Here is a 24805-nt window from a genome sequence, read left to right on the forward strand (position 1 = left end):
TACTGCCCTGCGGATCGGGGCAGAACGGGTGCACAACTGGAGAGAGGCAGGTTTACCTGTGAGCCGAAAGACTGACCACACGGACACCACGAGCCTCGAGAACTTCCTCCGGCCGATCGTCGCGCAGTTCGGCTGCGACCTGGAGGACGCCGAGATCGCGCCGGCCGGCAAGCGCCGGCTGCTGCGGGTGCTGGTCGACCGCGACGGCGGGATCAGCCTGGACGACGTCGCCGACGTCACCCGCGCGATCTCCAAGGCGCTGGACGCCGACGACATCATGGGCGGCGGCGCGTACACCCTGGAGGTCTCCAGCCCCGGCGTCGACCGGCCGCTCACGCAGCCGCGGCACTGGCGGCGCAACCTGACCCGCCTGGTCGCGGTCACGCTGGACAGCGGTGACAAGGTCACCGGACGGGTCACCTCGGTGACCGACGAGACCGCCGAGCTGGACGTCAAGGGCCGCACCCGCACGGTGAAGTTCGCCGACGTGGTCAAGGCCAAGGTCCAGATCGAGTTCAACCGGCCGGCCGGCAAAGACGAAGAAGAAGTCCCGGAAGACCACGAAGAAGACGACGCCGGCGCTGCTGACGGCACGGTGGAGGAGAACTGATGGACATCGACATGGCCGTCCTGCGCTCGCTGGAACGCGAGAAGGACATCGCCTTCGACGTCGTGGTGGAGGCGATCGAGCAGGCCCTGCTGGTCGCGTACCACCGGACCGAGGGCGCCCAGCAGCACGCCCGCGCGGAGCTGGACCGCAAGACCGGGCACGTCCTGGTGATGGCCCGCGAGCTGGACGACGAGGGCAACCTCGTCCGCGAGTTCGACGACACCCCGGCCGACTTCGGCCGGATCGCGGCGACCACCGCCAAGCAGGTGATCCTGCAGCGGCTGCGCGACGCCGAGGACGAGGTGCGCTACGGCGAGTTCTCCGGCAAGGAGGGCGACATCGTGTCCGGCATCGTCCAGCAGGGCCGCGACCCGCGGTCGGTGATGGTCGACCTGGGCAAGATCGAGGCCGTGCTGCCGGCCCCGGAGCAGGTGCCGGGGGAGAAGTACGAGCACGGTTCGCGGCTGCGGGTCTACGTGGTCGGGGTCCGCAAGGGGTTCAAGGGCCCGCAGATCACCGTCTCGCGCACGCACCCGAACCTGGTCAAGAAGCTGTTCGCGCTGGAGGTGCCGGAGATCGCCGACGGCACCGTCGAGATCACCGCGATCGCCCGGGAGGCCGGCCACCGGACCAAGATCGCGGTCCGCACGCTGAACCCCTCGGTGAACGGCAAGGGCGCCTGCATCGGCCCGATGGGCCAGCGGGTGCGCAACATCATGCACGAGCTGCACGGTGAGAAGATCGACATCATCGACCACAGCGACGACCCGGCGACCTTCGTCGGGAACGCGCTGTCACCGGCGCAGGTCTCCTCGGTGGAGGTCGTCGACGCGGCCGCGCGCGCCGCGCGGGTCGTCGTACCGGACTACCAGCTGTCGCTGGCGATCGGCAAGGAGGGGCAGAACGCCCGCCTGGCCGCCCGGCTCACCGGGTGGCGGATCGACATCCGGCCGGATACCGATGTGACTCGTGGGGACGAGAAGGTAGACTGACTTCTCGGTCGGTCGACTGAGTCGTCACCACACCCTGAGGAACTGTGACAGAGACTGCAGAGGCGCGCCCTGAGAAGGTTCGGGAGCGCACTTGCATCGGGTGTCGGAAACGGGACAGTCCGACCGGCTTGCTGCGGATGACGGTGTCCGGAGGACGTGTCCTCCCGGATCCCGCGCATCGAGCACCCGGCCGTGGGGCGCACTTGCACCCGGTGACCGGGTGTCTCGACCTCGCCGAGCGGCGCAAAGCGTTTCCCAGGGCCTTCAAGGTCCCGGGACCGCTTGATCTGAGCCTCGTCAGGGCACAGGTCGAGAAGCAGTAGCACCAAGAGCACCACCAAGTGCGGCCGCCCGGCCGCCCGCGGCATGAGCCGCGACGACATGAAGGCGGGTCATCGACTCATGACCACTCGATGAGTGTCGAACGATGAGTGCAATGCGATGAGCATGTACGTCAACTAACGGTCCGCGCCCCCAGGCTCGGACCAGAGGGAGAGTAGTGGCAAAGGTCCGGGTCTACGAGCTCGCGAAAGAGCTCGGAGTTACCAGCAAGGTCGTCCTGACCAGGCTGAACGACATGGGAGAGTTCGTCCGATCGGCGTCTTCGACGATCGAGGCACCCGTAGTCCGCAGATTGGCGGAGGAGTTCGAGAAGAACCCGCCGAAGAAGCGTGCGGCCAAGAAGGCCGCCGCCAGCACGTCCGCAGCGCCGCAGGCGACCGCTCCGGTCACCCCTGCGGAGCCCGCCGCGCCGAAGGCAACCCCTGCCCCCGCGGCACCCGCCGAGCGCGCCACCGCGCCGGCCGCCGAGGCCGCTCCGGCCCCGGCAGCACCGAAGGCTCCCGAGGTCTCCGCCCCCGCGGCTGAGGCTCCGGCCGCTCCGGTCACCGAGGCTCCGGCCAAGGCGGCCGAGCCCGCCGCGCGCGCCGCCTCCCCGGCGACGCCCGCACCGGGCGGTGCGGCGCGCCCTGGTCCTCGTCCCGGCCCGCGGCCTGGTCCGCGGACCGAGCCCGCTCCGGCGGCCACCCCCGCGTTCGAGGCCCCGGCCGCGAGCACGGGTCAGGCCAGTGCGCCGGCAGCGACCGACGCTCAGGCACCTGCCGAGCAGGCTGCCGCCGGCCAGCCGACCCAGTCGGCCCCGGCGCAGGAGCGTCCGGCGGCCGCCGAGGCTCCGGCCGCTCGCGCGCCGCGTGAGGACTCCCGTCCGGCACCCCGTCCCGGTACGCCGGGCTCCGGTCCGCGCCCGGGTTCGGCTCCCCGTCCGGGTGGCTCGAGCTCCGCGCCGCGTCCCGGTGGTGCTCCCCGTCCGGGTGGCGCTCCGCGTCCCGGTGGCGGTCGTCCGGGTGGACCCGCGGCCGGTGGATCCGGCGGTCCCCGTCCGGGTGCCCCGCGTCCGGGCAACAACCCGTTCAGCTCGACCCAGGGCATGCAGCGCGGTGGCGCCCGCCCGGGTCAGGGTGGTGGCGGTTCGCAGGCACCGGCGGGCGCGAGCCCGGCCGGCATGCCCCCGCGCCCGCCGCAGGCCCGCAGCGGTGGCGGCAACGACCGTCCGCGGTCGGGCGGCGTACCGGGTGCTCCCCGGCCGAACCCGGCGATGATGCCGAAGTCGTCCGCCGGGACCTTCACCGGCCGTCCGTCCGCTCCGGCGGGTGGCGGCGGTGGCGGCCGTGGCCGTCCCGGTGGCGGTGGCGGTCCGGGTGGACCGAGCGCCGGTCCGCGCGGTGGCGGCGGTGGCGGCGGTGGCGGTTTCCGTCCCGGTGGTGGCCCGAGCGGTCCCCCCGGTGGTGGCGGCGGTCGTCCGGGACCGGGCAACCGGGGCCGGGGCGGGACACAGGGTGCCTTCGGGCGTCCGGGTGGTCCGGCTCGTCGTGGTCGCAAGTCCAAGCGCGCCAAGCGCCAGGAATTCGACAACATGCAGGCTCCGGCCGTCGGTGGCGTTCGCGTCCGGCACGGTAACGGCGAGGTCGTCAAGCTCGCCCGCGGTGCCTCGCTGACGGACTTCGCCGAGAAGGTCGGCGCGGATCCGGCGTCGCTGGTGCAGGTGCTGTTCCACCTCGGTGAGATGGTGACCGCGACCCAGTCGGTCAACGAGGAGACCCTGCAGCTGCTGGCCACCGAGCTGGAGTACGACGTCCAGATCGTGTCGCCGGAGGACGAGGACCGCGAGCTGCTGCAGTCGTTCGACATCGACTTCGGCACCAACGAGGGCGACGAGACCGACCTGGTCAAGCGGCCGCCGGTCGTGACCGTGATGGGTCACGTCGACCACGGTAAGACCAAGCTGCTGGACGCGGTCCGCGAGGCGAACGTGGTCGCCAAGGAGGCCGGTGGCATCACCCAGCACATCGGTGCCTACCAGGTCACCACCGAGGTCGACGGCGTCGAGCGCGCCATCACCTTCGTCGACACCCCGGGTCACGAGGCGTTCACCGCCATGCGTGCTCGTGGTGCGCAGGCCACCGACATCGTCATCCTGGTGGTCGCGGCCGACGACGGCGTGATGCCGCAGACGATCGAGGCGCTGAACCACGCCCGCGCGGCCGGTGTGCCGATCGTGGTCGCGGTCAACAAGATCGACGTCCCGAGCGCGGACCCGACCAAGGTGCGCGGTCAGCTGACCGAGTACGGCCTGGTCCCCGAGGAGTACGGCGGCGACACGATGTTCGTCGACGTCTCGGCGAAGTCCCGGATCAACATCGACGGGCTGCTCGAAAGTGTCGTGCTGACCGCGGACGCGGCGCTCGACCTGCGGGCCAACCCGAACATGCCGGCCCAGGGCATCGCGATCGAGGCCAACCTCGACAAGGGCCGTGGTCCGGTGGCGACCGTGCTGGTGCAGCGCGGAACGCTGCGGGTCGGCGACTCGATGGTGGCCGGTCCGGCGTACGGCCGCGTGCGGCTGATGCTGGACGAGCACGGCAACGCGGTCGAGGAGGCCACGCCGGCGCGTCCGGTCCTGGTCCTCGGTCTGACCGCGGTGCCGGGCGCCGGTGACAAGTTCCTGGTCGTCGACGACGACCGGATGGCTCGCCAGATCGCCGAGAAGCGTGAGGCCCGGGCTCGTGCGGCGGCCAACGCCAAGCGGCGCGCGCGTCGTACCCTCGAGGACTTCATGGCCTCGATGGAGAAGGGCGAGACGCAGGAACTGCTGCTCATCCTGAAGGGCGACGTGTCCGGTTCGGTCGAGGCGCTGGAAGACGCCCTGGTCCGGATCGAGGTCGACGACGAGGTCAACCTGCGCGTCATCGACCGCGGCGTCGGTGCGATCAACGAGAACGACATCAACCTGGCGATGGCCTCCAACGCCGTCATCATCGGCTTCAACGTGCGGCCGGCGGGCAAGGCCGGCGACGTCGCCGACCGCGAGGGCGTCGACATCCGGTACTACTCGGTGATCTACTCCGCGATCGACGACATCGAGGCGGCCCTGAAGGGCATGCTCAAGCCGATCTACGAAGAGGTCGTGCTGGGCCAGGCGGAGATCCGCGAGATCTTCCGCTCCTCGAAGGTCGGAAACATCGCCGGTTGCTGGGTGACCAGTGGGCTGGTCCGCCGCAACGGCAAGATCCGGCTGATCCGCGACGGTGCGGTGATCGTCGACAACGGCGAGCTGTCGTCGCTGAAGAGGTTCAAGGACGACGCGTCCGAGGTCCGCGAGGGCTTCGAGTGTGGTCTGACGGTCAACAACTTCAACGACATCAAGATCGGCGACATCGTCGAGTCGTTCGAACTGCGCGAGAAGCCGCGCAGCTGACACAGGGCCGTACGCCGGGATCCATCGATCCCGGCGGCAGGTTCGCGGAGTAACGTCCGGAGCGGCGGTGTCACAGCCGCCGCTCCGGACGTTACGCATGAATGAGGGAGTGAGCCCGGATGGGTGAAGCAAGGGCGAAGCAGCTGGCCGACCGGATCCAGGTCCTGGTCGCGGAACTGCTCGAGCGCCGGGTCAAGGACCCGCGGCTGGGCTTCGTGACGGTGACGGACGCCAAGCTGACCGCCGACCTCGGCGAGGCCAGCGTCTTCTACACGGTGTACGGCGACGAGCAGGAGCGGGCGTCCACGGCGGCCGCGCTGGAGTCGGCCCGCGGGCTGATCCGCAGCGAGGTCGGCAAGGCACTGGGACTACGGCGGACGCCGAGCCTGGCGTTCTTCCTGGACGCGATCCCGGAGAACGCCGGCCAGATCGAGGAGCTGCTGGCCAAGGCCCGGCAGGCCGACGCCGAGGTGGCCAAGTCCGCCGCGGGTGCCAAGCCGGCCGGTGACGCCGACCCGTACAAGCACCGCGAGGACGATGACGACGACGAGTGAACCGATCGTTGCCGACGGCATCGTTGTCGTCGACAAGCCGGCCGGGCTGACCTCGCACACCGTGGTCGCCCGCGTCCGGCGGCTGGCCGGCACCCGCAAGGTCGGGCACGCCGGCACGCTCGACCCGATGGCCACCGGGGTCCTGGTGGTCGGGGTCAACCGGGCGACCCGGTTGCTCGGGCACCTGCAGCTGGCCGACAAGTCGTACGACGCGACGCTGCTGCTCGGGTCGACCACGACCACCGACGACGCCGAGGGGTCGCTAGTCACCACGGCGTCCCCCGAGGCGGTGGCCGCGGTGAGCGACGAGGCGATCGCGGTGGCGGTCGAGGACTACCGCGGTGAGATCTCGCAGATCCCGTCGAAGGTGTCCGCGATCAAGGTCGACGGCAAACGCGCCTACGAGCGGGTCCGGGCCGGCGAGGAGATCGAACTCAAGGCCCGCAGCGTCACGATCAGCCGGTACGACGTCCTGGCGGTCCGGCGGGTCGAGCAGGGCCTCGAGATCGACATCTCCGTGGACTGCTCGAGCGGGACGTACATCCGCGCGCTGGCGCGCGATCTCGGGGCCCAACTGGGCGTCGGTGGGCACCTGACGGCGTTGCGGCGTACGCGGGTGGGTGGGTTCGACCTGTCCGCGGCGCACACGCTGGAAGCGCTGGGGGACAAGTTCGTGCTGCTGCCGATCGCCGAGGTGGCGGCGGAGACGTTCCCGCGCTTCGACGCGGACGCCGACCAAGAGGTCGCGATCCGCACCGGGCGGCCGCTGGCCGGTCTGAAGCTGACCGAGGGCGAGACGGCGATGTTCGCGCCGGACGGGACCTTCCTGGCGCTGTACGCGCCGCACGGCCCGCTCGCCAAGCCGAGTGCGGTCTTCGTCGGCTGACCTCGCGCCCGGCTGCTTCCGTTGTCGACGACTGACGCGGATTTCGACGACTGCCCCGGTACAACGGAGCAGTCGTCGCATACGGGATCAGTCGTGGCGGACGGTTCCGGCGGTCCCGTCGACGGTCGTGCGGGATCCGTCCGTGAGGACGCTGGTCGCATCGGTGACGCCGAGGACCGCGGGGATCCGCTGTTCGCGGGCGACGATGGCGGCGTGGGACAGCTGACCGCCGACCTCGGTGACGACGGCCGCGACGACGCCGAACAGCGGCGTCCAGGTCGGGTCGGTGAAGCGGCAGACGAGGACGTCGCCGCGGCGGACGCGGCCGAAGTCCTCGGGACCCCGGACGATCCGGGCCGGGCCGGACGCCGTACCGGCGCTGGCGGGTCTTCCGTGCAGCACTGCACCACTCCTTCAACAGAATGTTGACAACGATCTGTTGATGATGGACCGTTCGGGGGTGCAAAGCAACGATCACGCCGACGCCGAGCGGGAACGCCAGGCGCGGCAGCAGCTTCTCGACCTGGGTGCCGACGCGCTCGACCGGCGCCCGTGGCAGCCGGGTCCGGTGCCGCCGTCGGCCGTGGACCTGATCCAGTTCTTCCTGTGGAAGGGCGCCGACCAGGAGGACGCGCTCGCCGCACTGAAGCTGATGCCGGCGGCCCGGGCGGAGATCGACCAGTTGGAGACCGGGCTGCTGTTCGCGGCCCGCGGTCTCGGCCTGACCTGGGCGCAGATGGCCCAGGCCCTCGGGCTGAACTCGCCACAGGCCTGCCAGCAGCGCCTCGACCGGCTCACCGCGCGTCAGGGCGACGCATGAAGTCGTCGCCGGACCTGCTCGTACTGCACGCCGTACGGCTGAAGGGGATGGGCGAGGAGCGGACCATCGCCGCGAGGTTCGCGCTCGATCCGGCCGTGGCGCGGGAGTTCCTGCTCGACTACCAGGCCTACGGCTGGGTGACGTGGAGCGAGTTCGCCGGGACGGGCGGTTGGTCGCTCACGCCGGCCGGACGCGCGGAGAACGAGCGGCGGCTGGCCGTCGAGCGCCAGGAAGTGGGCGACGCCGTACTGCGTGAGGTCTATCAGGAGTTCCTGCCGCTCAACGCGCGGCTCCAGCAGGCGTGCACGGAGTGGCAGCTGCGGCCGTCGCCGGACGATCCGATGGCGTTCAACGACCACACCGATCCGGCGTGGGACGCCCGCGTCGTGAAGACGCTGACCGCGTTGAGCCTGCGCCTGGACGAGCTGGTTGCGCGGTTGTCCGGCGTACTGGATCGGATGGGTGGGTACGACCAGCGCTTCGCCGGCGCGCTCGGTCGGGTGCCACGCGACCACACGTGGGTGGACGGGTCGGGCAAGGACTCCTGTCACACGGTCTGGTTCGAGCTGCACGAGGACCTGATCGCCACGCTTGGGGTCGAGCGCGGTCAGTAGGCTGGAGGGGTGCGTTCCCGACCTACGTTGAGCTGGACCCCTGGTCCTGAGGTGCTGGCGCTTGCACCCGGTACGGCGGACCTCGCGCCGGTGATCGACGCGGTGGCCGCGGGCGGGGCGGTCGTGCTGTCCGGCGCGGGGATCTCGACTAAGAGAAGCCGGACCCCCCACACTAGGTAGAGAGCCGCAGTCGGCGGCCGGGGGAGGTGGTCAGGGTGCCGATCAAAGCGGCGGTGTACGTGCGGATCTCGCGCGACAGCCAGGGTGAAGGACTGGGAGTCGCGCGGCAGCTTCAGGCGTGCCGGGACATGGCGGCCGCGAAGGGCTGGGAGATCGACGACGCGTGGATCCTGAACGAGAACGATGTCTCTGCCGTGAAGAGCCCGCGTCCGCTGTTCGAGCGGCTGCTGAAGGGCATGGAGTCAGGGCAGGTGCAGGCGGTCCTCGCGTTCAAGGTCGACCGGTTGATGCGTCGTCTGGATGACATGGTGCGGCTGTGGGACGTGGCGAAGCGGCGGAACGTGCTGGTGACGACGGTGTCCGGCGAGCTGGACCTGACGACGCCGACCGGCCGGTCGAACGCGATGTTGTGGGGCGTGCTGGCGGCGATCGAGATTGAGAACCTGCGGGATCGGTTGGAGCGGAAGGCGCTGCAGTCGGTGAACGCTGGCCGGAATGCGAACGGCGGGTCGCGACCGTTCGGGTGGGACTCGACCAGGACTCAGCACGTCTTGGAAGAGGCGGAGATCATCCGGGATGCTGCGGCACGGCTCATCGACGGCGAGTCGCTGACGTCGGTGGCCAAAGACCTGAACCGCCGAGGTATCCGGACGGCGGGGTGGACCGACCGGCTCCGAAAAGCCGAGCAGGAGTTGGCCGAACAGCGGAAGTCCGACCCGGACGCGGGGCCGCTGCAGTTGCCGCCGGTGATTCCGTGGGACGTGCGGAAGCTGTCGGATGTGCTGTCGAACGAGCGGCACGCTGGGCGGGTGGAGCACCGCGGCAAGGTGGTGCTCGGCCCGGATGGGCAGCCGGTCAAGGCGCAGTGGGAACCGATCCTGGAGCCGGACGTCTTCGACCGGCTGCAGGCTGCGATCGCGGCCCGTCGGCAGGTTTCGGATGCGTGGACGGGGGAGCGGCGCCACCTGCTGTCCGGGACGCTTCTCCGCTGCGGGTTTGAGGGGTGTGGTCAACGGTTGCTGCCCGATCAGCAGACGGGCGGGGCGTACGCGTACCGGCACCGCGGGCACGTGTCGCGGAACCGTGACCACGTGGACCGGATCGTCTTGGCGGCGGTGATCAAGCGCGCTGACGAGAACCCGATCGAGGTGACATCGTGGGAGCGGGCCGAGCGCGCCGACCTGTCCGTTGAGATCGAGCGCGTCGAGCGGCAGCTGAGCAACCTGGAGGATCAGTTCCTCCAGCACGGCGGCGACGCTGCACGGCTGGCCCGGATGACGGCCACCCTCGATGCGCAGTTGCAGACGCTGAAGGCCGAGCGCCTGGACATGCTGGAGTTCGAGACCGGTGTCCGGTGGGCCAGCTTCGACATGTCCGAGATGCTCGCCGAGTCGGCGTCGCTGCTGCCGAACGACGACCCGAACAAGTCGCAGGCGATCGAGGAGCAGCGGTCAGCGATCCGGATGTACGTCCAGCGGATCGTGATCCACCCGACGAAGATGCGCGGTAACCGGTTCGACGAGTCGTCCGTCAAGATCGTGTGGCGTGACGTGAATCGGCTGCGTTGGCGGGCCACCGTGGAGGCGTGAAACGCGACGCCAACTCTTGACACTGGCTGGCCCGGATCCCTTCAGTCGCAAGGGATCCGGGCCGGTTTGTGTCAGACGCAAACTGCGCCCCAGACGGCTTCTGCGGCTAAGATAGGCAATGCAGCACAACCCCCTGGCGGAGGAAAAACCCGGCTCGCGAAGGCGACTCGGAGAAGAAGTACCCGCTATGGAGGTGGTGGAAGTGATCGCAACACCGCGAGGCGTCCAGCCCGCGAAGGCCGTTCTGGTTCTGCGCGGCATCACAATCCGGCACGCAGCCGCCCAGACCGACTACGACCGGAACTACGTCGGCGCCGTGTTGAACGGCCGCATGGTGCCGGGCCCGAAGTTCAAGCGGCGGATGTCGGCGTTCCTGGAACTGCCCGAGGACGAGTTGTTCCGCGACCGATCGGAGCAGATGGCGTCCTGACCCGAGACGTGAAGAACCCCGGCTCGGGTGGAGCCGGGGTCCTGATGACCGACCAGCGCGGACACGAAGGAGCAGTCGATGACCAAGGTAGCAGGGACCACGGACAGCGCGGGGTTTGGAATCGTCCCGCGTCACCTCCGGGGCAAGTTGAAGGCGAACGAGATCGCCGTGTACGTGGCGCTGTCATGGCGGACGGACGCCGAGGGCGGATCGTTCCCGTCGCACGCAACGATCGCGGAGGAGGCCGGATGTTCGGTGTCGACCGTCCAGCGCGCTCTGAAGCGGCTGCAGGAGTTGGGGTTGGTGGTGTGGCAGTCCCGCAGCCGCGAGAACGGCGCGCAGACGTCGAACCGCTACCGGCTCGACCTGTACGGCGCGGGACTGCGAGCCCCCCGGTCACAGGGACCGACCCCCTCAGTCACAGGGACCGACGAACGAGAACCACGGGAACGAGAACCAGTAACTACGGCTGCAGCTCGCGCTGCAGATGGCTCGGCGTTGCCGAGCGCGCTGCGACGCAAGGGCAAGCCGACGAAGCAGGAGACGCCGACGGCCGAGTCGCTGATGATCAGCGAGACGGAGGAAGAGGCCGAGCGGCGGCACGAGCGCGAACGCGCGGAGAGCACGATCGGGACCGACGCCGTCGAAGGCGTCGAGACAGCATGCGCGCGGGCAGGTGTGAAGCTGACGCGGGCGGAGAAGGTGGGCCTGTACGTGTTGCTGGCCACGGAGCCAGTGGACGTGAGAGAGCTGGCGCTGTACCTGCTGGAGGACTGGAACACACCCGACCATGTCCCGAAGCCCGGCCCGATGATGGCTGGTCGTGTGCGCGCAGCGATCGAACAGGCGAAGAGGTCGTTGGCGGTGGCGTCGTGATGGCTGCCGAGCACGCGCACCAGCACTGCGGCCATGGACATTGCCTCAGCGGCCGGAACCTCCGGTTCGAGGGGCCGGACCACTCGTGGCGGCGCTGCCGGGCCTGTCGGCGAATCGAAGCGCTGTCGCGGTATCACCGCGGCCGGACACAACGAGCGATGGGACTGGGTGCGTGACGTACGACCTGAGCAACCGAGTAACCGGAGGACGGCTGGCGGGCGTGATGATCGCCGGATCTGTGGCCAGAAGCCAGGTCAAGCCGATGCCAGACGCAACGACGAGAGCGGCTGTTCGAGGCCGCATCAACTACGAGTAAGGAGCGGGCAGATGGTCTACACCCCAGACGTGCGGAGCTTCGGCGGCCGACAGCTGACGGAGGACGAGCGGGCGTTCATCGCGACGATGGAGGGCGGCCGCCGGAAGCTGACACCGATGGACCGCGGGCGGTTGGCGGCGTACCGGCTGCGGGGCGACGAGTTGGACCGCGCCCGCATCGACCACATCACCGGTGGACCCAAGATCGAAGGAGCGAGCGAGCAGACCGCGGAGGACGAGATCGATGTCGACGCGCTGGTCGACAAGGCCGTCGACCGCGCGCTCCGGAAGGCGGGGTTGGCGGAGTGAAGACGCTGATCGATGAGCACCCCGCGGTCGTGGAGATCGAGGAACGGCGCGCCAAGATCGACGCGGCCGAGGCTGCGTACCGGGAGTGGATGGCACACGAGGTCGAGGCTCACCGGCAGGAGGTCGAGGCGTACGAGGCCGCGAAGGAAGCCGCGGTGCAGTCTGGTCGCCGGTTCGAGGGCCAGCGGCCGGCCGATTCGCCGACGGAGGATTGTGACGCCCGGCTCGACCGGTTCCGCACGGAGCGGGCGATGCTGGACATGGAGCGTTTCCGGACGGTGGCGGCGCTGCGGGAAGAGCTGGTCCAGGTGGCCCGGGCACGGTACGACGACGCGATCTCGACGGTCCGCGAGCACGTGGAGGCCCTGTCGCGGATCCTGACCGAGGTGCGGTCGCTGCAGGTCGCGGTGCACACCATGGCGACCGCTCAGAACGAGTTGGATGCCAAGGACCCGCGGAAGGGGCGCCGGGAGCTGGAGCCGATCCGGAGCGTGGACGTGGCGGGTCTGGTCGATGCCGCTGTGTCCGGCCGGGACCTGCTCGCTGTCCAGCCGGAGAGGAAGCTCGGCCAGACGGGGAGCTGGGGAGGCTCGACGGCCACCGCATGGGAGCCCCCGCTCCCACCTGAACCGCAACGCGTCGGCGGCTTGACACGCTGACGCGCTGCGTGCCGGGCGTCCGCGTCTGCCACCGCTCCGCGGGCGCCCGGCTGCTCCACCCACCCCACTCCCCGTCGACCCCTGATTGGCCGAATGCGGCCCGTCCAGCCGGTCCCAGCCACAACCCAGCCTTCGCCCCCTGAACCTGGAGGAACCCGTGACGTCAGGCAGTGCGGAGAGCACCGAACCGACGGGCAAGAACGCTCGCCATCTGAATGCCGATCAGCGGCCGTTCGACCGGCAGCCTGGAGAGTCGAGCCGGGCGTACGCGGCGTTCGTGAAGTTCCGCGACAGCACCGAGCGGAAGGTGAGCGATCAGGGCGGCTCCGCGTTCCGGTGGTCCGCCGAGTGGTCGTGGGGATACCGGGCGTACGAGTACGACCTGTTCATGGCTGAAGCCGACCTGAAGGATCAGGTGCGGTTCCGACGCGAGATGCACGACAGGCATCGGCGGATGGCGCGGCTCGCGCAGTCGAAGGTGGTCGAGTGGCTGATGACCCAGAGCCCGAGCGGGTTGTCGTCTTCCGAAGCCGCGCGCTGGTTTGAGTCTGCGGTTCGAGTGGAGCGGGCCGCGAACGGCTCCGATCTGCCCGGTACGTCGGAGGGCGACCGGCCGCAGCAGGGCCCGGCGGAGAGCCTGGCCGATGTGTTCGGGCTACCGCCGGAGCAGGAAGCGGCTCTGGCGCGCCTGCTGCACGCCGGTGTGCCGCGGGCGATCGATCCGGAGGAGTAGGTACAGCTACCCACCCCTCACGGTAGGCACTCTCAGTGACCGTCTGCTGAGTAAGTCGGCTCAGCCAGCCTTCAGCACGGCGGCCAGTTCTCTGCCTCGTACCGGGAGCTGGCCGCTGATCGTTGTGGCGACCCCACGGAGGTCGTGCACCGCGGACCCGTTCAGAGCGACAGCGTCGGGTGCGAGCCCTTCGGCCAGGTCAGCGGCAGCAGCCAGCTCGCCGGTGAGCACCAGGGCGCGCGCCTTGAACGCAAGGAACCGGACCCGGTCGCGGTGATAGCTCTCGGGCAGCGCCTTCACCGCGTCGTCCAGGAGACTCACCGCTGCATCACCTCGGCCCAGCTCGATCTCAACGAGAGCCTGCTGGTGTAGGTACCAGGTCGGGCCGGAGAAGTAGACCCAGGGTGGTTCGCTGTCGGGGTCGGCGGCTGAGGCGTCCCAGCGTTCGCGTGCCCGGTCGAGGGCCCGGTGCGCGGCGTCGGGGTCGTTCTGCATCGCGTGTCCGCGGGCGAGTTGGGCGAGGCTGAGCGCATCGACCCCCGGGGCGACGCGGCCGTCGTGCCAGAGCGCCGCTTCGGCCAGCCGGACGGTGCGGAAGCCGTCGTTCTGGAGCCACGCGGCGTGCGCCTTCATCGACCGGACCGTTGCGGCCATGTTCGGATTGCCTGCCTCGATCGCCAGTTCGCCGGTGAGGTCGTACCAGCGGGTGGCGTTGGTGAAGTCGCGGGCATCTTCGTAGACCCAGCCGAGAAACTGGCCGTACTCCGAGCCGAGCTGGAGCAGCCGGTCCCGTACGTGCCCGTCGGCGTCGCCGCGCAGCTGGTCGACGGTGGCGAGCTGAGCCTTGACCACCGGCAGGATCGCGGCGCCCCCGATCCGGTCCTCGACCAGGCGGTGTTCAACCAGGCAGCGGGCCACCCAGTCGGCTACGGCGTCGTCGGGGCGGTACCGGTTGCCGAGAGCACCGGAGATCCGCTCGACCTCGTCGGCTGGCTCCGGGTCAGGCATCAGGGCGAGCAGCACACCGTCCGCGCGCAGGAGTTCGTCCAGGCGCTCGACAAGGTCCGCTGACGGCTTCTGTCGACCGGACAGGACCCGCGACAGGTAGGCGTGGTCGACGTACAGAGAGCGCGCGGCAGCCCGGAGGGACAGGCCGCGAACGTGCAGCAACTCGCGGGCACGCACGCCGAACTCGAACACGGCTGGTGACCTCTCGTGGTGACTGGTGACTGTCCAGCGTAGTCACCACGGCGGTAGTACCGCTCGCGCACGGTGAGCCACAAGCTTCAGGCATGAGAGCAGACACGGGGCAGCGGACAGGCGTCGAGTGGGTCGGGCGGCCGGACGAAGACTCGCCCGAGCTGGAGCGCGACGCCCACGGCTGGCCGATCCTGCACCAGGCGTGCGATTCGGTGAACCCGGCCAACCGGCACCGCTGCGTCGTTGGCCGTCACGTCGGCGAGCACCGCGACGACACTGGCGCGGAGTGGCTGGACAACGGCCTCTAGATCGGCGGGGCGTGCGTGCCGACCCCTGCATCCGCGCCCGCCCCGCCTTCCACTAACTGTCCCGGCCCCGGACCCTGACGAGGGGATCGGGGTCGCTGCGCGTTCCGCGAATTAGTGAGTGGAAAACGGTCAGAAATACATGTCGAAACCGCGCGATAAAGGACGCCAACAATGGCTAGCGGAAGTGCGGTGACATAGAATTTTGATGTAGCACAAATTGCCCGAATACGGGCGATTAGAGCGGCCCCCGGCGGTGTTCGAGCACCGGCCGAGGGCCTAGATCACGGACCTTCAGAGAGGACCGAGACCATGAGCAACAGCCTACGCAAACCCCGGACCACCGCCAGCAAGGCAGCGACCGAGGCGGCACCGGCGAACCCGAACCCGCAGGTGCCGAACCCGAAGGTGCCCGCAGCGGCACCGAAGACCGAGCCGAAGGAGCTTCCGCAGCCGTACGCGCTGGTCGACAGCGAGTCGGTGCCGGTGCCGTACTACAGGCCGGTCGTGCGGGTCCTGACGACGAACGCCGACGGCAGCGAGAGCACCGAGCTGCTGGAGTGCCCGCACACGAGGTACCTGCACGAGAACGAGAAGACCGCGATGGCCTGCGGGCGTCGGCTCGCCGCACAGCGTGGCATCCGGATCGGGAGCGACCAGTGATGGCCCCGGCCCGCAGCGACGAAGAGCTGATGCAGGCGATCCGCGAGATCATGGCGGGCCCGTACAACGCGGACTACGTGGTGCACGCGATCCGGCAGTTGCTGGAGCCGGAGCCTGAGCCGCGCGAGGTCCGCAAGGACAGGCGCGGATGGATCGAGTTCGCAGACGCGGTTATCGAGCTGCCGGACGACGGCACTGCCTGGGAGCGTCACGACGACCCGGAGCAGAACCGATGATCCCCGGCGGTTGGAGGCTCGCGACCTGCTCCTACGCGGAGTACGAGCCCGGCATGGGCGTGCCGGTCCGGACCAGCGTCGGCCCGCACCCGGCGTACCCCGACATCGCGTGGATCGGTGCGCTCGCGCCGTTCGGGATCTTCGGGAAGATGGACGACCGGCCGATCGATGAACAGCGCGCCGCGTACTGGAGCAGGCTGCACCAGCAGGCAGCGGTGATCGAGACCCGATTGGACCAGCTCAGTACGGCGTACCCCGGGCGGCCGTTGGTGCTGCTGTGCTGGTGCACCCGTCCCCCGGCCGGGCGCGGAGTCACCGTCGCGGAGTGGGTCTCGACCTGTCACCGGCGCTGGGCTGCGGCGTGGTTCGGCGAGCATCACGGGCTGACGGTGCCGGAGCTGGGCGTCAGCGGACTGGAAGACAACGCGAGCGTTCTGGACTTCCCCGTGCCGGGACACACCGCCATCCCCGGCGACGCCGGTTCGACCGTCTCCGGGGCGTCCGGCGCCGACCAGCACCATCCCCGCGGCGGTCACTCATGATCCGGGCGTACACGAGGGTGTCGACGGTCGAGCAGGCCGACTCAGGCGCGGGCCTGGCAGCGCAGCGGGACGCGATCACCCGCGAGGCGGCGTACCGGGACTGGGGCGAGGTCGAGTGGTACGTGGACGGCGGCGAGTCCGGCAAGGACCTGGAGCGGCCGGACATGACGCGGCTGCTGTCGGAGATCGCGCGCGGGGACGTGCTGGTGACCAGCAAGGTCGACCGGGTGAGCCGGTCGCTGGTCGACTTCGCGACCCTGATGGAGCGGTCGCAGCGTGAGGGCTGGTCGATCATCGCGCTGGACCTGGGCCTCGATCTCTCGACACCGCAGGGCGAGTTCGTCGCGACGATCCTTGCGGGCTTCGCGCGGATGGAGCGGCGGTTGATCGGTGACCGCACCCGGGACGCGATGGCGGCGATGAAGGCGAACGGGAAGCGGTTCGGCAGCCGGTCACGCCTCCCGGTCGAGGTCCAGGAGCGGATCGAGGCGCTGCACTGCTCGGGCCGGGCGATGACAGCGATCGCGGAGTTGCTGACCGCCGAGCAGGTGCCAACGTCGACCGGGTGCGCGACCTGGTACGCGTCTACGATCCGGAGCGTGCTGCAGGCCCGGGCCAACGACCGGTTGGCGGGCCTGCTGTGACGGCGCGTACAGCTACCCCTCCCACACTGCAGGCGGGCGGCCCTGAGAACTCTGGGCATCGAGGGCTCTCTCAACCGAGTCGGGGATCCCGGACTACCGGGGCGCGACCGGGAGTCTGCGGACGCACACCCCGATGACGTACGGCGACTTCGTCGGCAGCGAGGCGGGACGGCAGCGGTACTGGGCGCGGAGCCACCTCGGCTGGCGGACCATCGCGCGGGCCGACCCCAACGACGGCCACCGCGCCGTCGCGACCCTGCAGGCGCGCGGCTACCTGAGCGGCGTGATCACGCAGAACGTCGACGGCCTGCACCAGGCGGCCGGCGCGCGCGACGTGATCGAGCTGCACGGGAACCTGGATCGCGTGATCTGCCTGGCCTGCGGCGACACCAGCCCGCGCGAGGAGCTCGACCGCCGGTTCCGCGTCGCCAACCCGGACTTCGAGGGAGAGGCCCTGCGGATCAATCCGGACGGTGACGTCGACCTGCCCGAGGAGACGGTCCGCGAGTTCGGCCTGGTGGCGTGCCGCGCCTGTGGGTCGCCGCTGCTCAAGCCGGACGTGGTCTTCTTCGGCGAGAACGTGCCGAAACCGCGCGTCGACCGCTGCTACCGGCTGATCGACGAGGCCGCGTCGATGCTGGTCCTGGGCTCGTCCCTGACCGTGATGTCAGGCTTCCGCTTCGTCCGGTACGCCGCGAAGGCCGGCAAGGCGGTGCTGATCATCAACCACGGCATCACCAGGGGAGACCCGCTCGCGACCCACCGGATCGACCTTCCACTGGGTGAGGCGCTGACCGAGCTGACGACCGCCCTCGGCTGACGACGGCGACGGTGAACACCCACAGATAGACCGTCTCCGCGGCCAGCCGTTCCATCAGCCCGACCGGCCCCCGGCCGCCGAGCGCCAGGACCAGCCCGGCCAGCCCGATCACCGAGATCACCGCCGTGACGGCCGCGGCACGGCCCGCGAAGGTTCCGCGCATCGTCGCCGCGCTGAGGACCAGCACGGCGAGTGTCGCCAGGAACAGCGGTACGGCGAGCAGCGAGTGGAGCTCGATCGAGACGTCCCCCGGGACCAGCGAGGTCGCGATCCCGAAGACCGCGATCACGGCCCAGAGCGCGACGAACCAGCGCGGGCGGGTGGACAGGCCGCGCAGTAGGACCGCGCCGAGCGCGAGCAGCAGGTAGAGCACGATCCCGCCGGAGTTGAACCAGGCGTGGCGGGGCGAGCACGACCGAAGGACTCCGCCCGGCCGCTGCTCGGTGGTGCAGGTCGTCCAGCCCAGGTCGCTGACCGTGTGGTGCAGGAACTCGTACGGCACGGGCCAGGCGGCGACGACGGCCAACTGCAGGCCGAAGTAGGCCGGCGGGACGACCAGCCAGATCGCGCGGCCGGCCAGGAGCGATCCCTCAGGTCTCATGCGAACCCCGTACCCCGCACGGGGGACCAGAAAAGCGCCGGGCCGGTCCACGCGTGAAGTGGGCCGGCCCGGCGTCCGCCGTACGGATTGGAAAGGGTCAGCGTTGCGCGCCGGTCCGTAGGCGGTCCACGTGGGCCCGGTAGGCCTCCGGCAGGCTGGTCTTCGCGGCCTTGCTGCTCAGCTCGCGGGCCTGCCGCGCGAACCTGGCCTGTTCGTCCGCCGTCACCGTCTCCGGTGCGCCGGACAGCTTCTTGTAGGTCAGCGACGCGACGCCGGCCTGACCCTCGAACCGCGGGTGGTAGTTGAACGCCCGCAGCAGGTTGACGTCCTTGCCCTGGATCCACGCCTGGCCGTCGGGGGCGCAGGCGTCGTGGCCGGTCGACGGCCCGAAGGTGTCGAGGTACTGCGCCCCGGCCGCCTTCGCGGCGTTCGAGACCGCCTTGTTGAGCTCCTGCTCGATCGAGTACAGATAGCCGTAGTCGCCGTCGGCGAACGGCAGGATGTCCGGGCAGGTGCCCTTCTCCGGCGCGATCTTCGGGTACCCGATCAGGACCACGGTCGCCTTCGGCGAGCGCACCTTGATCGCCTTGGCGACCTCGGTGATCCGGCCCTGGGTCTTGGCGATGTCGGCCTTCAGGGTGTCGACGCCGTCGACGGTGAAGCGCTCCTTGCAGGGCGCGCCCGCGGGGTCGCTGTCGCGCAGCTTCGGGCAGGTGTCGATGATGCGGCCGAACACGCCGAAGTCGTTGCCGCCGATCCCGAGCGTGACCAGGTCGGTGTCCGGTGTCAGCGCGTCGAACTGCGGCGCGGCGACGCCCAGCGGCGTGCTCTGCGGCGTGGTCATGTGGGTGGTGTCGGCGCCGCCGCAGCTGACGTCGGTGAAGCGGTAGATGTGCAGCATGCCCGCGAGCAGCTTGGGGTAGTTGCTGGTCGAGCGCAGGCAGCCCAGCGAGAGCAGCTCCGGCAGCGGCACCAGCGGTGCGGAGGTGTAGGAGTCACCGAGCGCGACGTACTTGCTGTACGACGCCTTCGGGGTGACCGGGGACCGGTCCGGCGCGGTGGCCTGGGCGGGGCCGGTGACCGACACCGCGCCGAGGGTGGCCAGCGTGGTGAACACGGCGACTGCACGGGAAAGCTTCACTTGACCTCCGGGAAGTGACAGTGCGGCCCACAGTAAGTTGAGTCACCGGCCGATTACAAGGGGTGACCGGGGACCTGGTGCAACAGGCCCGGAGCTTTCGTGGAATCCTTCTGCCTATGCGTGTCTGGCACGGTTTGGACGAAGTGGGCCCTGACTACGGTCCGTCGGTCGTCACCATCGGCAACTTCGACGGCGTGCACCGCGGCCACCAGGAGGTGCTGGCGCACGCCCGCGCGCGGGCCGAGCAGCTCGGTGGTCTGCCGGTGGTCGCGCTCACCTTCGACCCGCACCCGATGGCCGTGCTGCGCCCCGACAAGGCGCCCGCGACGATCAGCGAGCCGGAGGAGCGGGCCAAGCTGCTCGGCGACGCCGGGGCCGACGCGGTGCTCATCCTGCCGTTCGACAAGGAGACGTCGAACTGGTCGCCCCAGGAGTTCATCGACCGCGTCCTGGTCGGCACCCTGCACGTCCAGGCCGTCGTCGTCGGCGAGAACTTCCGGTTCGGCCACAAGGCGGCCGGGCACGTCGACACCCTGGTCGAGGCGGGGGCCGCGGCCGGGTTCGAGGTCGAGGGCCTCGCGCTGCGCGGTGAGGGCCAGCCCTGGTCGTCGACGTACGTCCGGGAGCTGATCGCGGCCGGCGACGTCGAGAAGGTCGCGGTCGCGCTGGGCCGCCCGTTGCGGGTCGTCGGCACGGTGGTCGAGGGCGACAAGCGCGGCCGCGAGCTCGGCTACCCGACCGCGAACATCCCGGCCGAGTCCGGGTCCGCGATCCCGCTCGACGGCGTGTACGCCGGATGGCTGCGCGTGCTCGAGCCGGCGCCCGGCGCTCCGGCGTACGGCGATGCCTTCCCGGCCGCGATCAGCGTCGGCAGCAACCCGACGTTCGACGGGATCGACCGCCGGGTCGAGTCGTACGTGCTGGACCGCGACGACCTGGAGCTGTACGGCTCGCGGGTCGCGGTGGACTTCGTGGCCCGGCTGCGTGGCTCGCAGATCCGCTTCGACACGATCGAGGCGCTGCTGGTCCAGATGAAGACCGACGTCGACCAGGCGCGGCGCCTGCTGACGGGGGACACCCCAGGGTGATTAGGGCGGCCTGTCCACAGGCTGATACCCTGGCTGCTGCCGTCTGAACGGCCGCGGATCGAGAGTGCCCGGGTGACAAAAGCCCCGGTGCGCCGCGCAACGGACATCGAGAGGATCAATAGTGTCGTCTGCCAATCCTGAGGCGAAGAAGAAGATCATCGGCGAGTACGCCCTGACCGAGGGCGACACCGGTTCCCCCGAGGTCCAGGTCGCGCTGCTCACGCACCGCATCGCCGACCTGACCGAGCACCTGAAGGAGCACAAGCACGACCACCACAGCCGTCGTGGCCTGCTGCTCCTGGTCGGTCAGCGCCGCCGGCTGCTGAACTACCTGGCGAAGAAGGACATCAACCGCTACCGGTCCCTGATCGAGCGGCTGGGTCTGCGCCGATGACGTCGTGAGAAGCGGCCACCGCACCCCGGTGGCCGCTTCTCGCGTATCCGTGCCCAAGTGTTCGAAAGGGCATGGAACAAACTGAATAGCTAAAACGACAACGAGACGACGCGACCCGCGTACCGGGACGACGACCGGTCCTCGGTAGTGGCCTTCGGGACGGACCGTCCCGCGGGCCTCGATCGAAGACCGGCACACCCCCGGAGCCCGCGCCTCACGTCGTCTCAGAGTGAGAGAGGGGTATCCCGTGTCGGGATCCACCAACGCGCCCATGGAGGGCGCACAGTACGCCGAAGCCGTGATCGACAACGGCAGCTTCGGCACCCGCACCATCCGCTTCGAGACGGGCCGTCTGGCCCAGCAGGCGGCCGGCTCGGCCGCCGCCTACCTCGACGGCGACACGATGGTGCTCTCGGCCACCACGGCCAGCAAGAAGCCCAAGGACCAGTTCGACTTCTTCCCGCTGACGGTGGACGTCGAGGAGCGGATGTACGCCGCCGGCCGCATCCCGGGCTCGTTCTTCCGTCGCGAGGGTCGCCCCTCCGAGGAAGCCATCCTGACCTGCCGGCTGATCGACCGCCCGCTGCGGCCGTCGTTCGTCTCCGGCCTGCGTAACGAGATCCAGGTCGTCATCACCGTCCTGGCGCTGAACCCGGACAAGCTGTACGACGTCCTGGCGATCAACGCCGCGTCGATGTCCACCCAGATCGCCGGGCTGCCGTTCTCGGGCCCGATCGGCGCCACCCGCGTCGCGCTGATCGACAAGCAGTGGGTCGCGTTCCCGACGCACACCGAGCTCGAGGACGCCGTCTTCGACATGGTGGTCGCCGGTCGCGTCACCGACACCGGTGACGTCGCGATCATGATGGTCGAGGCCGAGTCCACGCCGGGCACCTTCGACGCCGTTGCCGCCGGCAAGCAGGCGCCGACCGAGGAGATCGTGGCCGAGGGCCTCGAGGCCTCGAAGGGCTTCATCAAGACGCTGGTCGAGGCGCAGGCCGCGCTGGCCGCCGCCGCGTCCAAGCCGACCGGTGAGTTCCCGGTCTTCCCGGACTACCAGGACGACGCGTTCGCCGCCGTCGAGGCCGAGGCGACCGAGGAGCTGACCCAGGCCCTCGCGATCACCGGCAAGCACGACCGCGACGACGCCACCGACGCCGTCAAGGCCGCCGTGGTCGCCAAGCTGGCCGAGTCCTTCGAGGGACGTGAGAAGGAGCTGTCCGCGGCCTTCCGCTCGCTGACCAAGAAGCTCGTCCGCAACCGCGTGCTGACCGAGAAGATCCGGATGGACGGTCGCGGTCTGGCCGACATCCGCCCGCTCAAGGCGCAGGTCAAGGTGCTGCCGCGGGTGCACGGCTCAGCGATCTTCGAGCGCGGCGAGACCCAGATCATGGGTGTCACCACGCTGAACATGCTCCGGATGGAGCAGCAGCTGGACACGCTGTCGCCGGAGACGCGCAAGCGCTACATGCACAACTACAACTTCCCGCCGTACTCGACCGGTGAGACCGGCCGGGTGGGTTCGCCCAAGCGTCGCGAGATCGGTCACGGTGCGCTCGCCGAGCGCGCCCTCGTGCCGGTGCTGCCGTCGCGCGAGGACTTCCCGTACGCGCTGCGCCAGGTCTCCGAGGCGCTCGGCTCGAACGGCTCCACCTCGATGGGTTCGGTCTGCGCCTCGACGCTGTCGCTGCTGTCGGCCGGTGTGCCGCTGAAGGCGCCGGTCGCGGGCATCGCGATGGGCCTCATCTCCGGTGAGGTCAACGGCGAGACCGAGTACGTCGCGCTGACCGACATCCTGGGCGCGGAGGACGCGTTCGGCGACATGGACTTCAAGGTCGCCGGCACGAAGGACTTCGTCACCGCCCTGCAGCTGGACACCAAGCTGGACGGCATCCCGGCCAGCGTCCTGGCCGGTGCGCTGACCCAGGCCAAGGAAGCCCGCCTGACCATCCTGGACGTGATGTCGAAGGCCATCGACGCGCCGGGTGAGATGAGCGAGTTCGCGCCGCGGGTCATCTCGGTGAAGGTCCCTGTCGACAAGATCGGGGAGGTCATCGGCCCGAAGGGCAAGATGATCAACCAGATCACCGACGAGACCGGTGCCGACATCTCCATCGAGGACGACGGCACGGTGTACATCGGTGCGACGGACGGCCCCTCGGCCGACGCGGCGCGCGCGATGATCAACGCGATCGCCAACCCGACCATGCCGGAGAAGGGCGAGCGCTACCTGGGCACGGTCGTGAAGACGACCAACTTCGGGGCGTTCATCAGCCTGCTGCCGGGCAAGGACGGTCTGCTGCACATCTCGAAGCTGCGCCCGCTGGCCGGTGGCAAGCGCGTCGAGGCGGTCGAGGACCTGCTGTCCGTCGGCCAGAAGCTGCAGGTCGAGATCGCCGAGATCGACGACCGGGGCAAGCTGTCGCTGATCCCCGTCATCGAGGGCGAAGAGGGCGACAAGGCTGACGAGAAGGCCGACGACGCAGAGGTCGCTGCCGCCGAGTGAGTCGAGCTACCACCAGCACGTTGCTGAGCCCGGAGCAGGGCGGTCCCGTCAAACGGACCGTCCTGCCCTCCGGGCTCCGCGTGCTCTCCCAGTCCGTACCGGGCTTCCGCTCGGTCACCTTCGGCGTGTGGGTCGGGGTCGGTTCGCGCGACGAACCGGTGCAGCTGTCCGGCGCCACGCACTTCCTCGAGCACCTGCTGTTCAAGGGCACCGAGCGCCGTGACGCGCTGGAGATCTCCGCGTCGCTGGACGCCGTCGGTGGGGAGATGAACGCCTTCACCGGCAAGGAGTACACCTGCTACTACGCGCGGGTGCTGGACTCCGACCTCCCGCTGGCCGTCGACGTGATCTGCGACATGATCACCTCGGCGACGCTGACGCCGGCCGACGTCGAGTCCGAGCGGGACGTGATCGACGAAGAGATCGCGATGCACGCCGACGAGACCTCCGACCACATCCACGACCTGTTCGCCGAGCAGCTGTGGGGCCCGACGCCGCTCGGCCGCTCCATCACCGGTACGCCGGAGTCGGTCGCCGGGCTGACCCGCCGTCAGGTGATCGGCTGGTACCGGCGCCGCTACCGCCCGGAGAACATCGTCGTCTCGGTGGCCGGCAACGTGGAGCACGCCGACGTCGTTCGCCTGGTCCGCAAGGCGTTCGAGCGGCACTGGGCGACCGGCGAGGCCGAGCCCGCACCGGTGCGCAAGGGATCGGGGCGCCGCCTCCCGACGTACGGGGGAGTGCAGGTCCACCACCGCGACGTCGAGCAGGCGCACCTGGTGCTCGGCATGCCGGGGCTCGTGCGCAACGACGAGCGGCGGTACGTCGCCGGCGTACTGCACGGGATCGTCGGCGGCGGGATGTCGTCGCGGTTGTTCCAGGAGGTCCGCGAGAAGCGCGGCCTGGCCTACTCGGTGTTCACCTTCGGTTCGGCGTACGCGGACACCGGCATGGTCGGGGTCTACGCGGGCTGCCTGCCGAAGAAGGCGCCGGAGGTGCTGGAGGTCGTCCGGTCCGAGCTGAGCACGCTCGCGGCCGGGGGCATCACGCCCGACGAGCTGCTCCGCGGCAAGGGCCAGATGCGTGGCTCGGTCGTGATGGGCATGGAGGACACCGGGGCCAAGATGACCCGGATCGCCAAGGCCGAGCTCGTGTACGGCGAACTGCCGACCGTCGACGAGATCCTCGACCGCATCGACGCGGTCACCCTGGACGACGTCCACCAGCTCGCCACCGAGCTGTACGCCGGGACGCCGGCCCTCACCGTGATGGGCCCGTTCGACGAGGACACCCACCAGTTCGACCTCTGAGTGGCGTATCGTCGCTCCCAGCGATACGTCACTC

The 24805-nt window shown here is 69.9% G+C and carries 27 protein-coding genes and 1 pseudogene; 24 read left to right on the forward strand and 4 right to left on the reverse strand.

The genetic code is table 11. The annotated features are described in order from the left end of the window. Positions 1–58: 58 nt before the first annotated feature. From rimP to truB, 6 genes are all read left to right on the forward strand, one after another. Positions 59–610: a ribosome maturation factor RimP gene (gene rimP, locus HDA39_RS05435; protein ID WP_184794138.1), complete on the forward strand. Its 552-nt coding sequence runs from the start codon at positions 59–61 to the stop codon at positions 608–610. Continuing rightward, on the forward strand, positions 610–1602 hold the full coding sequence (gene nusA, locus HDA39_RS05440) for a transcription termination factor NusA (RefSeq protein ID WP_184794139.1): 993 nt from the start codon (positions 610–612) through the stop codon (positions 1600–1602). Before rimP ends, nusA begins: the two co-directional genes overlap by 1 nt. A gap of 44 nt (positions 1603–1646) precedes the next feature. After that, positions 1647–1925, forward strand: coding sequence for a DUF448 domain-containing protein (locus HDA39_RS05445; protein ID WP_184794140.1), 279 nt, complete (start codon positions 1647–1649; stop codon positions 1923–1925). A 176-nt stretch (positions 1926–2101) separates the two neighbouring features. Beyond that, the gene (infB, locus tag HDA39_RS05450) at positions 2102–5356 is read left to right on the forward strand and encodes a translation initiation factor IF-2 (protein WP_184794141.1); all 3255 of its coding nucleotides are present in this window, start codon (positions 2102–2104) and stop codon (positions 5354–5356) included. A gap of 119 nt (positions 5357–5475) precedes the next feature. Further along, a complete protein-coding gene (gene rbfA, locus HDA39_RS05455; protein ID WP_184794142.1) occupies positions 5476–5910 on the forward strand; it encodes a 30S ribosome-binding factor RbfA in 435 nt (144 codons plus the stop codon). Then, the gene (gene truB, locus HDA39_RS05460; protein ID WP_184794143.1) at positions 5894–6796 is read left to right on the forward strand and encodes a tRNA pseudouridine(55) synthase TruB; all 903 of its coding nucleotides are present in this window, start codon (positions 5894–5896) and stop codon (positions 6794–6796) included. The genes rbfA and truB overlap by 17 nt, the downstream gene beginning before the upstream one ends. A gap of 87 nt (positions 6797–6883) precedes the next feature. On the opposite strand, the gene HDA39_RS05465 is transcribed toward truB, so the two are convergent. Beyond that, on the reverse strand, positions 6884–7198 hold the full coding sequence (locus HDA39_RS05465) for a PEP-utilizing enzyme (RefSeq protein ID WP_184794144.1): 315 nt from the start codon (positions 7196–7198) through the stop codon (positions 6884–6886). A 40-nt stretch (positions 7199–7238) separates the two neighbouring features. On the opposite strand from HDA39_RS05465, the gene HDA39_RS05470 reads away from it, so the two are divergent. The 8 genes from HDA39_RS05470 to HDA39_RS05505 all read left to right on the forward strand — a co-directional run bounded on the left by HDA39_RS05470 (position 7239) and on the right by HDA39_RS05505 (position 13321). After that, positions 7239–7616, forward strand: coding sequence for a DNA-binding protein (locus HDA39_RS05470; RefSeq protein ID WP_184794145.1), 378 nt, complete (start codon positions 7239–7241; stop codon positions 7614–7616). Next, positions 7613–8230, forward strand: coding sequence for a transcriptional regulator (locus HDA39_RS05475; RefSeq protein WP_184794146.1), 618 nt, complete (start codon positions 7613–7615; stop codon positions 8228–8230). Before HDA39_RS05470 ends, HDA39_RS05475 begins: the two co-directional genes overlap by 4 nt. Positions 8231–8445: 215 nt before the next feature. Continuing rightward, positions 8446–9999, forward strand: a complete 1554-nt coding sequence (locus tag HDA39_RS05480; protein WP_184794147.1) for a recombinase family protein — start codon at positions 8446–8448, stop codon at positions 9997–9999. Positions 10000–10117: 118 nt separating this feature from the next. Then, positions 10118–10429 (forward strand): helix-turn-helix domain-containing protein, encoded by a 312-nt coding sequence (locus HDA39_RS05485; protein WP_184794148.1) that lies wholly within the window; start codon positions 10118–10120, stop codon positions 10427–10429. A gap of 78 nt (positions 10430–10507) precedes the next feature. After that, entirely contained in the window at positions 10508–11305 is a 798-nt protein-coding gene (locus tag HDA39_RS05490; protein WP_184794149.1) for a helix-turn-helix domain-containing protein, read from the forward strand. A gap of 327 nt (positions 11306–11632) precedes the next feature. Continuing rightward, the gene (locus HDA39_RS05495; RefSeq protein ID WP_184794150.1) at positions 11633–11929 is read left to right on the forward strand and encodes a hypothetical protein; all 297 of its coding nucleotides are present in this window, start codon (positions 11633–11635) and stop codon (positions 11927–11929) included. After that, the gene (locus tag HDA39_RS05500) at positions 11926–12588 is read left to right on the forward strand and encodes a hypothetical protein (RefSeq protein WP_184794151.1); all 663 of its coding nucleotides are present in this window, start codon (positions 11926–11928) and stop codon (positions 12586–12588) included. The genes HDA39_RS05495 and HDA39_RS05500 overlap by 4 nt, the downstream gene beginning before the upstream one ends. 157 nt (positions 12589–12745) lie before the next feature. Further along, positions 12746–13321, forward strand: a complete 576-nt coding sequence (locus HDA39_RS05505; protein WP_184794152.1) for a hypothetical protein — start codon at positions 12746–12748, stop codon at positions 13319–13321. A gap of 60 nt (positions 13322–13381) precedes the next feature. Here HDA39_RS05505 and HDA39_RS05510 read toward each other — a convergent pair whose 3' ends face one another. Continuing rightward, positions 13382–14521: an NsdA family TPR-like regulatory protein gene (locus HDA39_RS05510; protein WP_184794153.1), complete on the reverse strand. Its 1140-nt coding sequence runs from the start codon at positions 14519–14521 to the stop codon at positions 13382–13384. A 92-nt stretch (positions 14522–14613) separates the two neighbouring features. On the opposite strand from HDA39_RS05510, the gene HDA39_RS05515 reads away from it, so the two are divergent. The 6 genes and pseudogenes from HDA39_RS05515 to HDA39_RS05540 form a co-directional block, all read left to right on the forward strand. Continuing rightward, positions 14614–14829 carry a hypothetical protein gene (locus HDA39_RS05515; RefSeq protein WP_184794154.1) on the forward strand — a complete coding sequence of 72 codons (216 nt, stop codon included), beginning with the start codon at positions 14614–14616 and terminating at the stop codon, positions 14827–14829. Positions 14830–15138: 309 nt separating this feature from the next. Beyond that, a complete protein-coding gene (locus tag HDA39_RS05520; RefSeq protein ID WP_184794155.1) occupies positions 15139–15489 on the forward strand; it encodes a hypothetical protein in 351 nt (116 codons plus the stop codon). Then, a complete protein-coding gene (locus HDA39_RS05525) occupies positions 15486–15725 on the forward strand; it encodes a hypothetical protein (RefSeq protein ID WP_238355981.1) in 240 nt (79 codons plus the stop codon). Before HDA39_RS05520 ends, HDA39_RS05525 begins: the two co-directional genes overlap by 4 nt. Next, complete coding sequence (locus tag HDA39_RS05530) at positions 15722–16267, forward strand: hypothetical protein (protein ID WP_184794157.1); 546 nt, start codon at positions 15722–15724, stop codon at positions 16265–16267. The genes HDA39_RS05525 and HDA39_RS05530 overlap by 4 nt, the downstream gene beginning before the upstream one ends. Then, a complete protein-coding gene (locus HDA39_RS05535; protein ID WP_184794158.1) occupies positions 16264–16911 on the forward strand; it encodes a recombinase family protein in 648 nt (215 codons plus the stop codon). The genes HDA39_RS05530 and HDA39_RS05535 overlap by 4 nt, the downstream gene beginning before the upstream one ends. A gap of 79 nt (positions 16912–16990) precedes the next feature. After that, a pseudogene (locus HDA39_RS05540) lies at positions 16991–17731 on the forward strand (Sir2 family NAD-dependent protein deacetylase); the annotation flags it as partial. On the opposite strand, the gene HDA39_RS05545 reads toward HDA39_RS05540, so the two are convergent. Then, the gene (locus HDA39_RS05545; protein ID WP_184794159.1) at positions 17646–18332 is read right to left on the reverse strand and encodes a DUF998 domain-containing protein; all 687 of its coding nucleotides are present in this window, start codon (positions 18330–18332) and stop codon (positions 17646–17648) included. The pseudogene HDA39_RS05540 and the gene HDA39_RS05545 sit on opposite strands and share 86 nt — an antisense overlap. 97 nt (positions 18333–18429) lie before the next feature. Next, on the reverse strand, positions 18430–19473 hold the full coding sequence (locus HDA39_RS05550) for a GDSL-type esterase/lipase family protein (RefSeq protein WP_184794160.1): 1044 nt from the start codon (positions 19471–19473) through the stop codon (positions 18430–18432). A gap of 116 nt (positions 19474–19589) precedes the next feature. On the opposite strand from HDA39_RS05550, the gene HDA39_RS05555 reads away from it, so the two are divergent. The 4 genes from HDA39_RS05555 to HDA39_RS05570 all read left to right on the forward strand — a co-directional run bounded on the left by HDA39_RS05555 (position 19590) and on the right by HDA39_RS05570 (position 24771). Then, positions 19590–20561: a bifunctional riboflavin kinase/FAD synthetase gene (locus tag HDA39_RS05555; protein ID WP_184794161.1), complete on the forward strand. Its 972-nt coding sequence runs from the start codon at positions 19590–19592 to the stop codon at positions 20559–20561. A 121-nt stretch (positions 20562–20682) separates the two neighbouring features. Beyond that, positions 20683–20955, forward strand: a complete 273-nt coding sequence (rpsO, locus tag HDA39_RS05560; protein ID WP_012920573.1) for a 30S ribosomal protein S15 — start codon at positions 20683–20685, stop codon at positions 20953–20955. Positions 20956–21226: 271 nt separating this feature from the next. Next, the gene (locus HDA39_RS05565; RefSeq protein WP_184794162.1) at positions 21227–23461 is read left to right on the forward strand and encodes a polyribonucleotide nucleotidyltransferase; all 2235 of its coding nucleotides are present in this window, start codon (positions 21227–21229) and stop codon (positions 23459–23461) included. Beyond that, complete coding sequence (locus HDA39_RS05570; protein ID WP_184794163.1) at positions 23458–24771, forward strand: insulinase family protein; 1314 nt, start codon at positions 23458–23460, stop codon at positions 24769–24771. Before HDA39_RS05565 ends, HDA39_RS05570 begins: the two co-directional genes overlap by 4 nt. Positions 24772–24805: the final 34 nt, after the last annotated feature.

Origin of the sequence: Kribbella italica (assembly GCF_014205135.1) — a bacterium.
Taxonomy (GTDB): Bacteria; Actinomycetota; Actinomycetes; order Propionibacteriales; family Kribbellaceae; genus Kribbella; species Kribbella italica.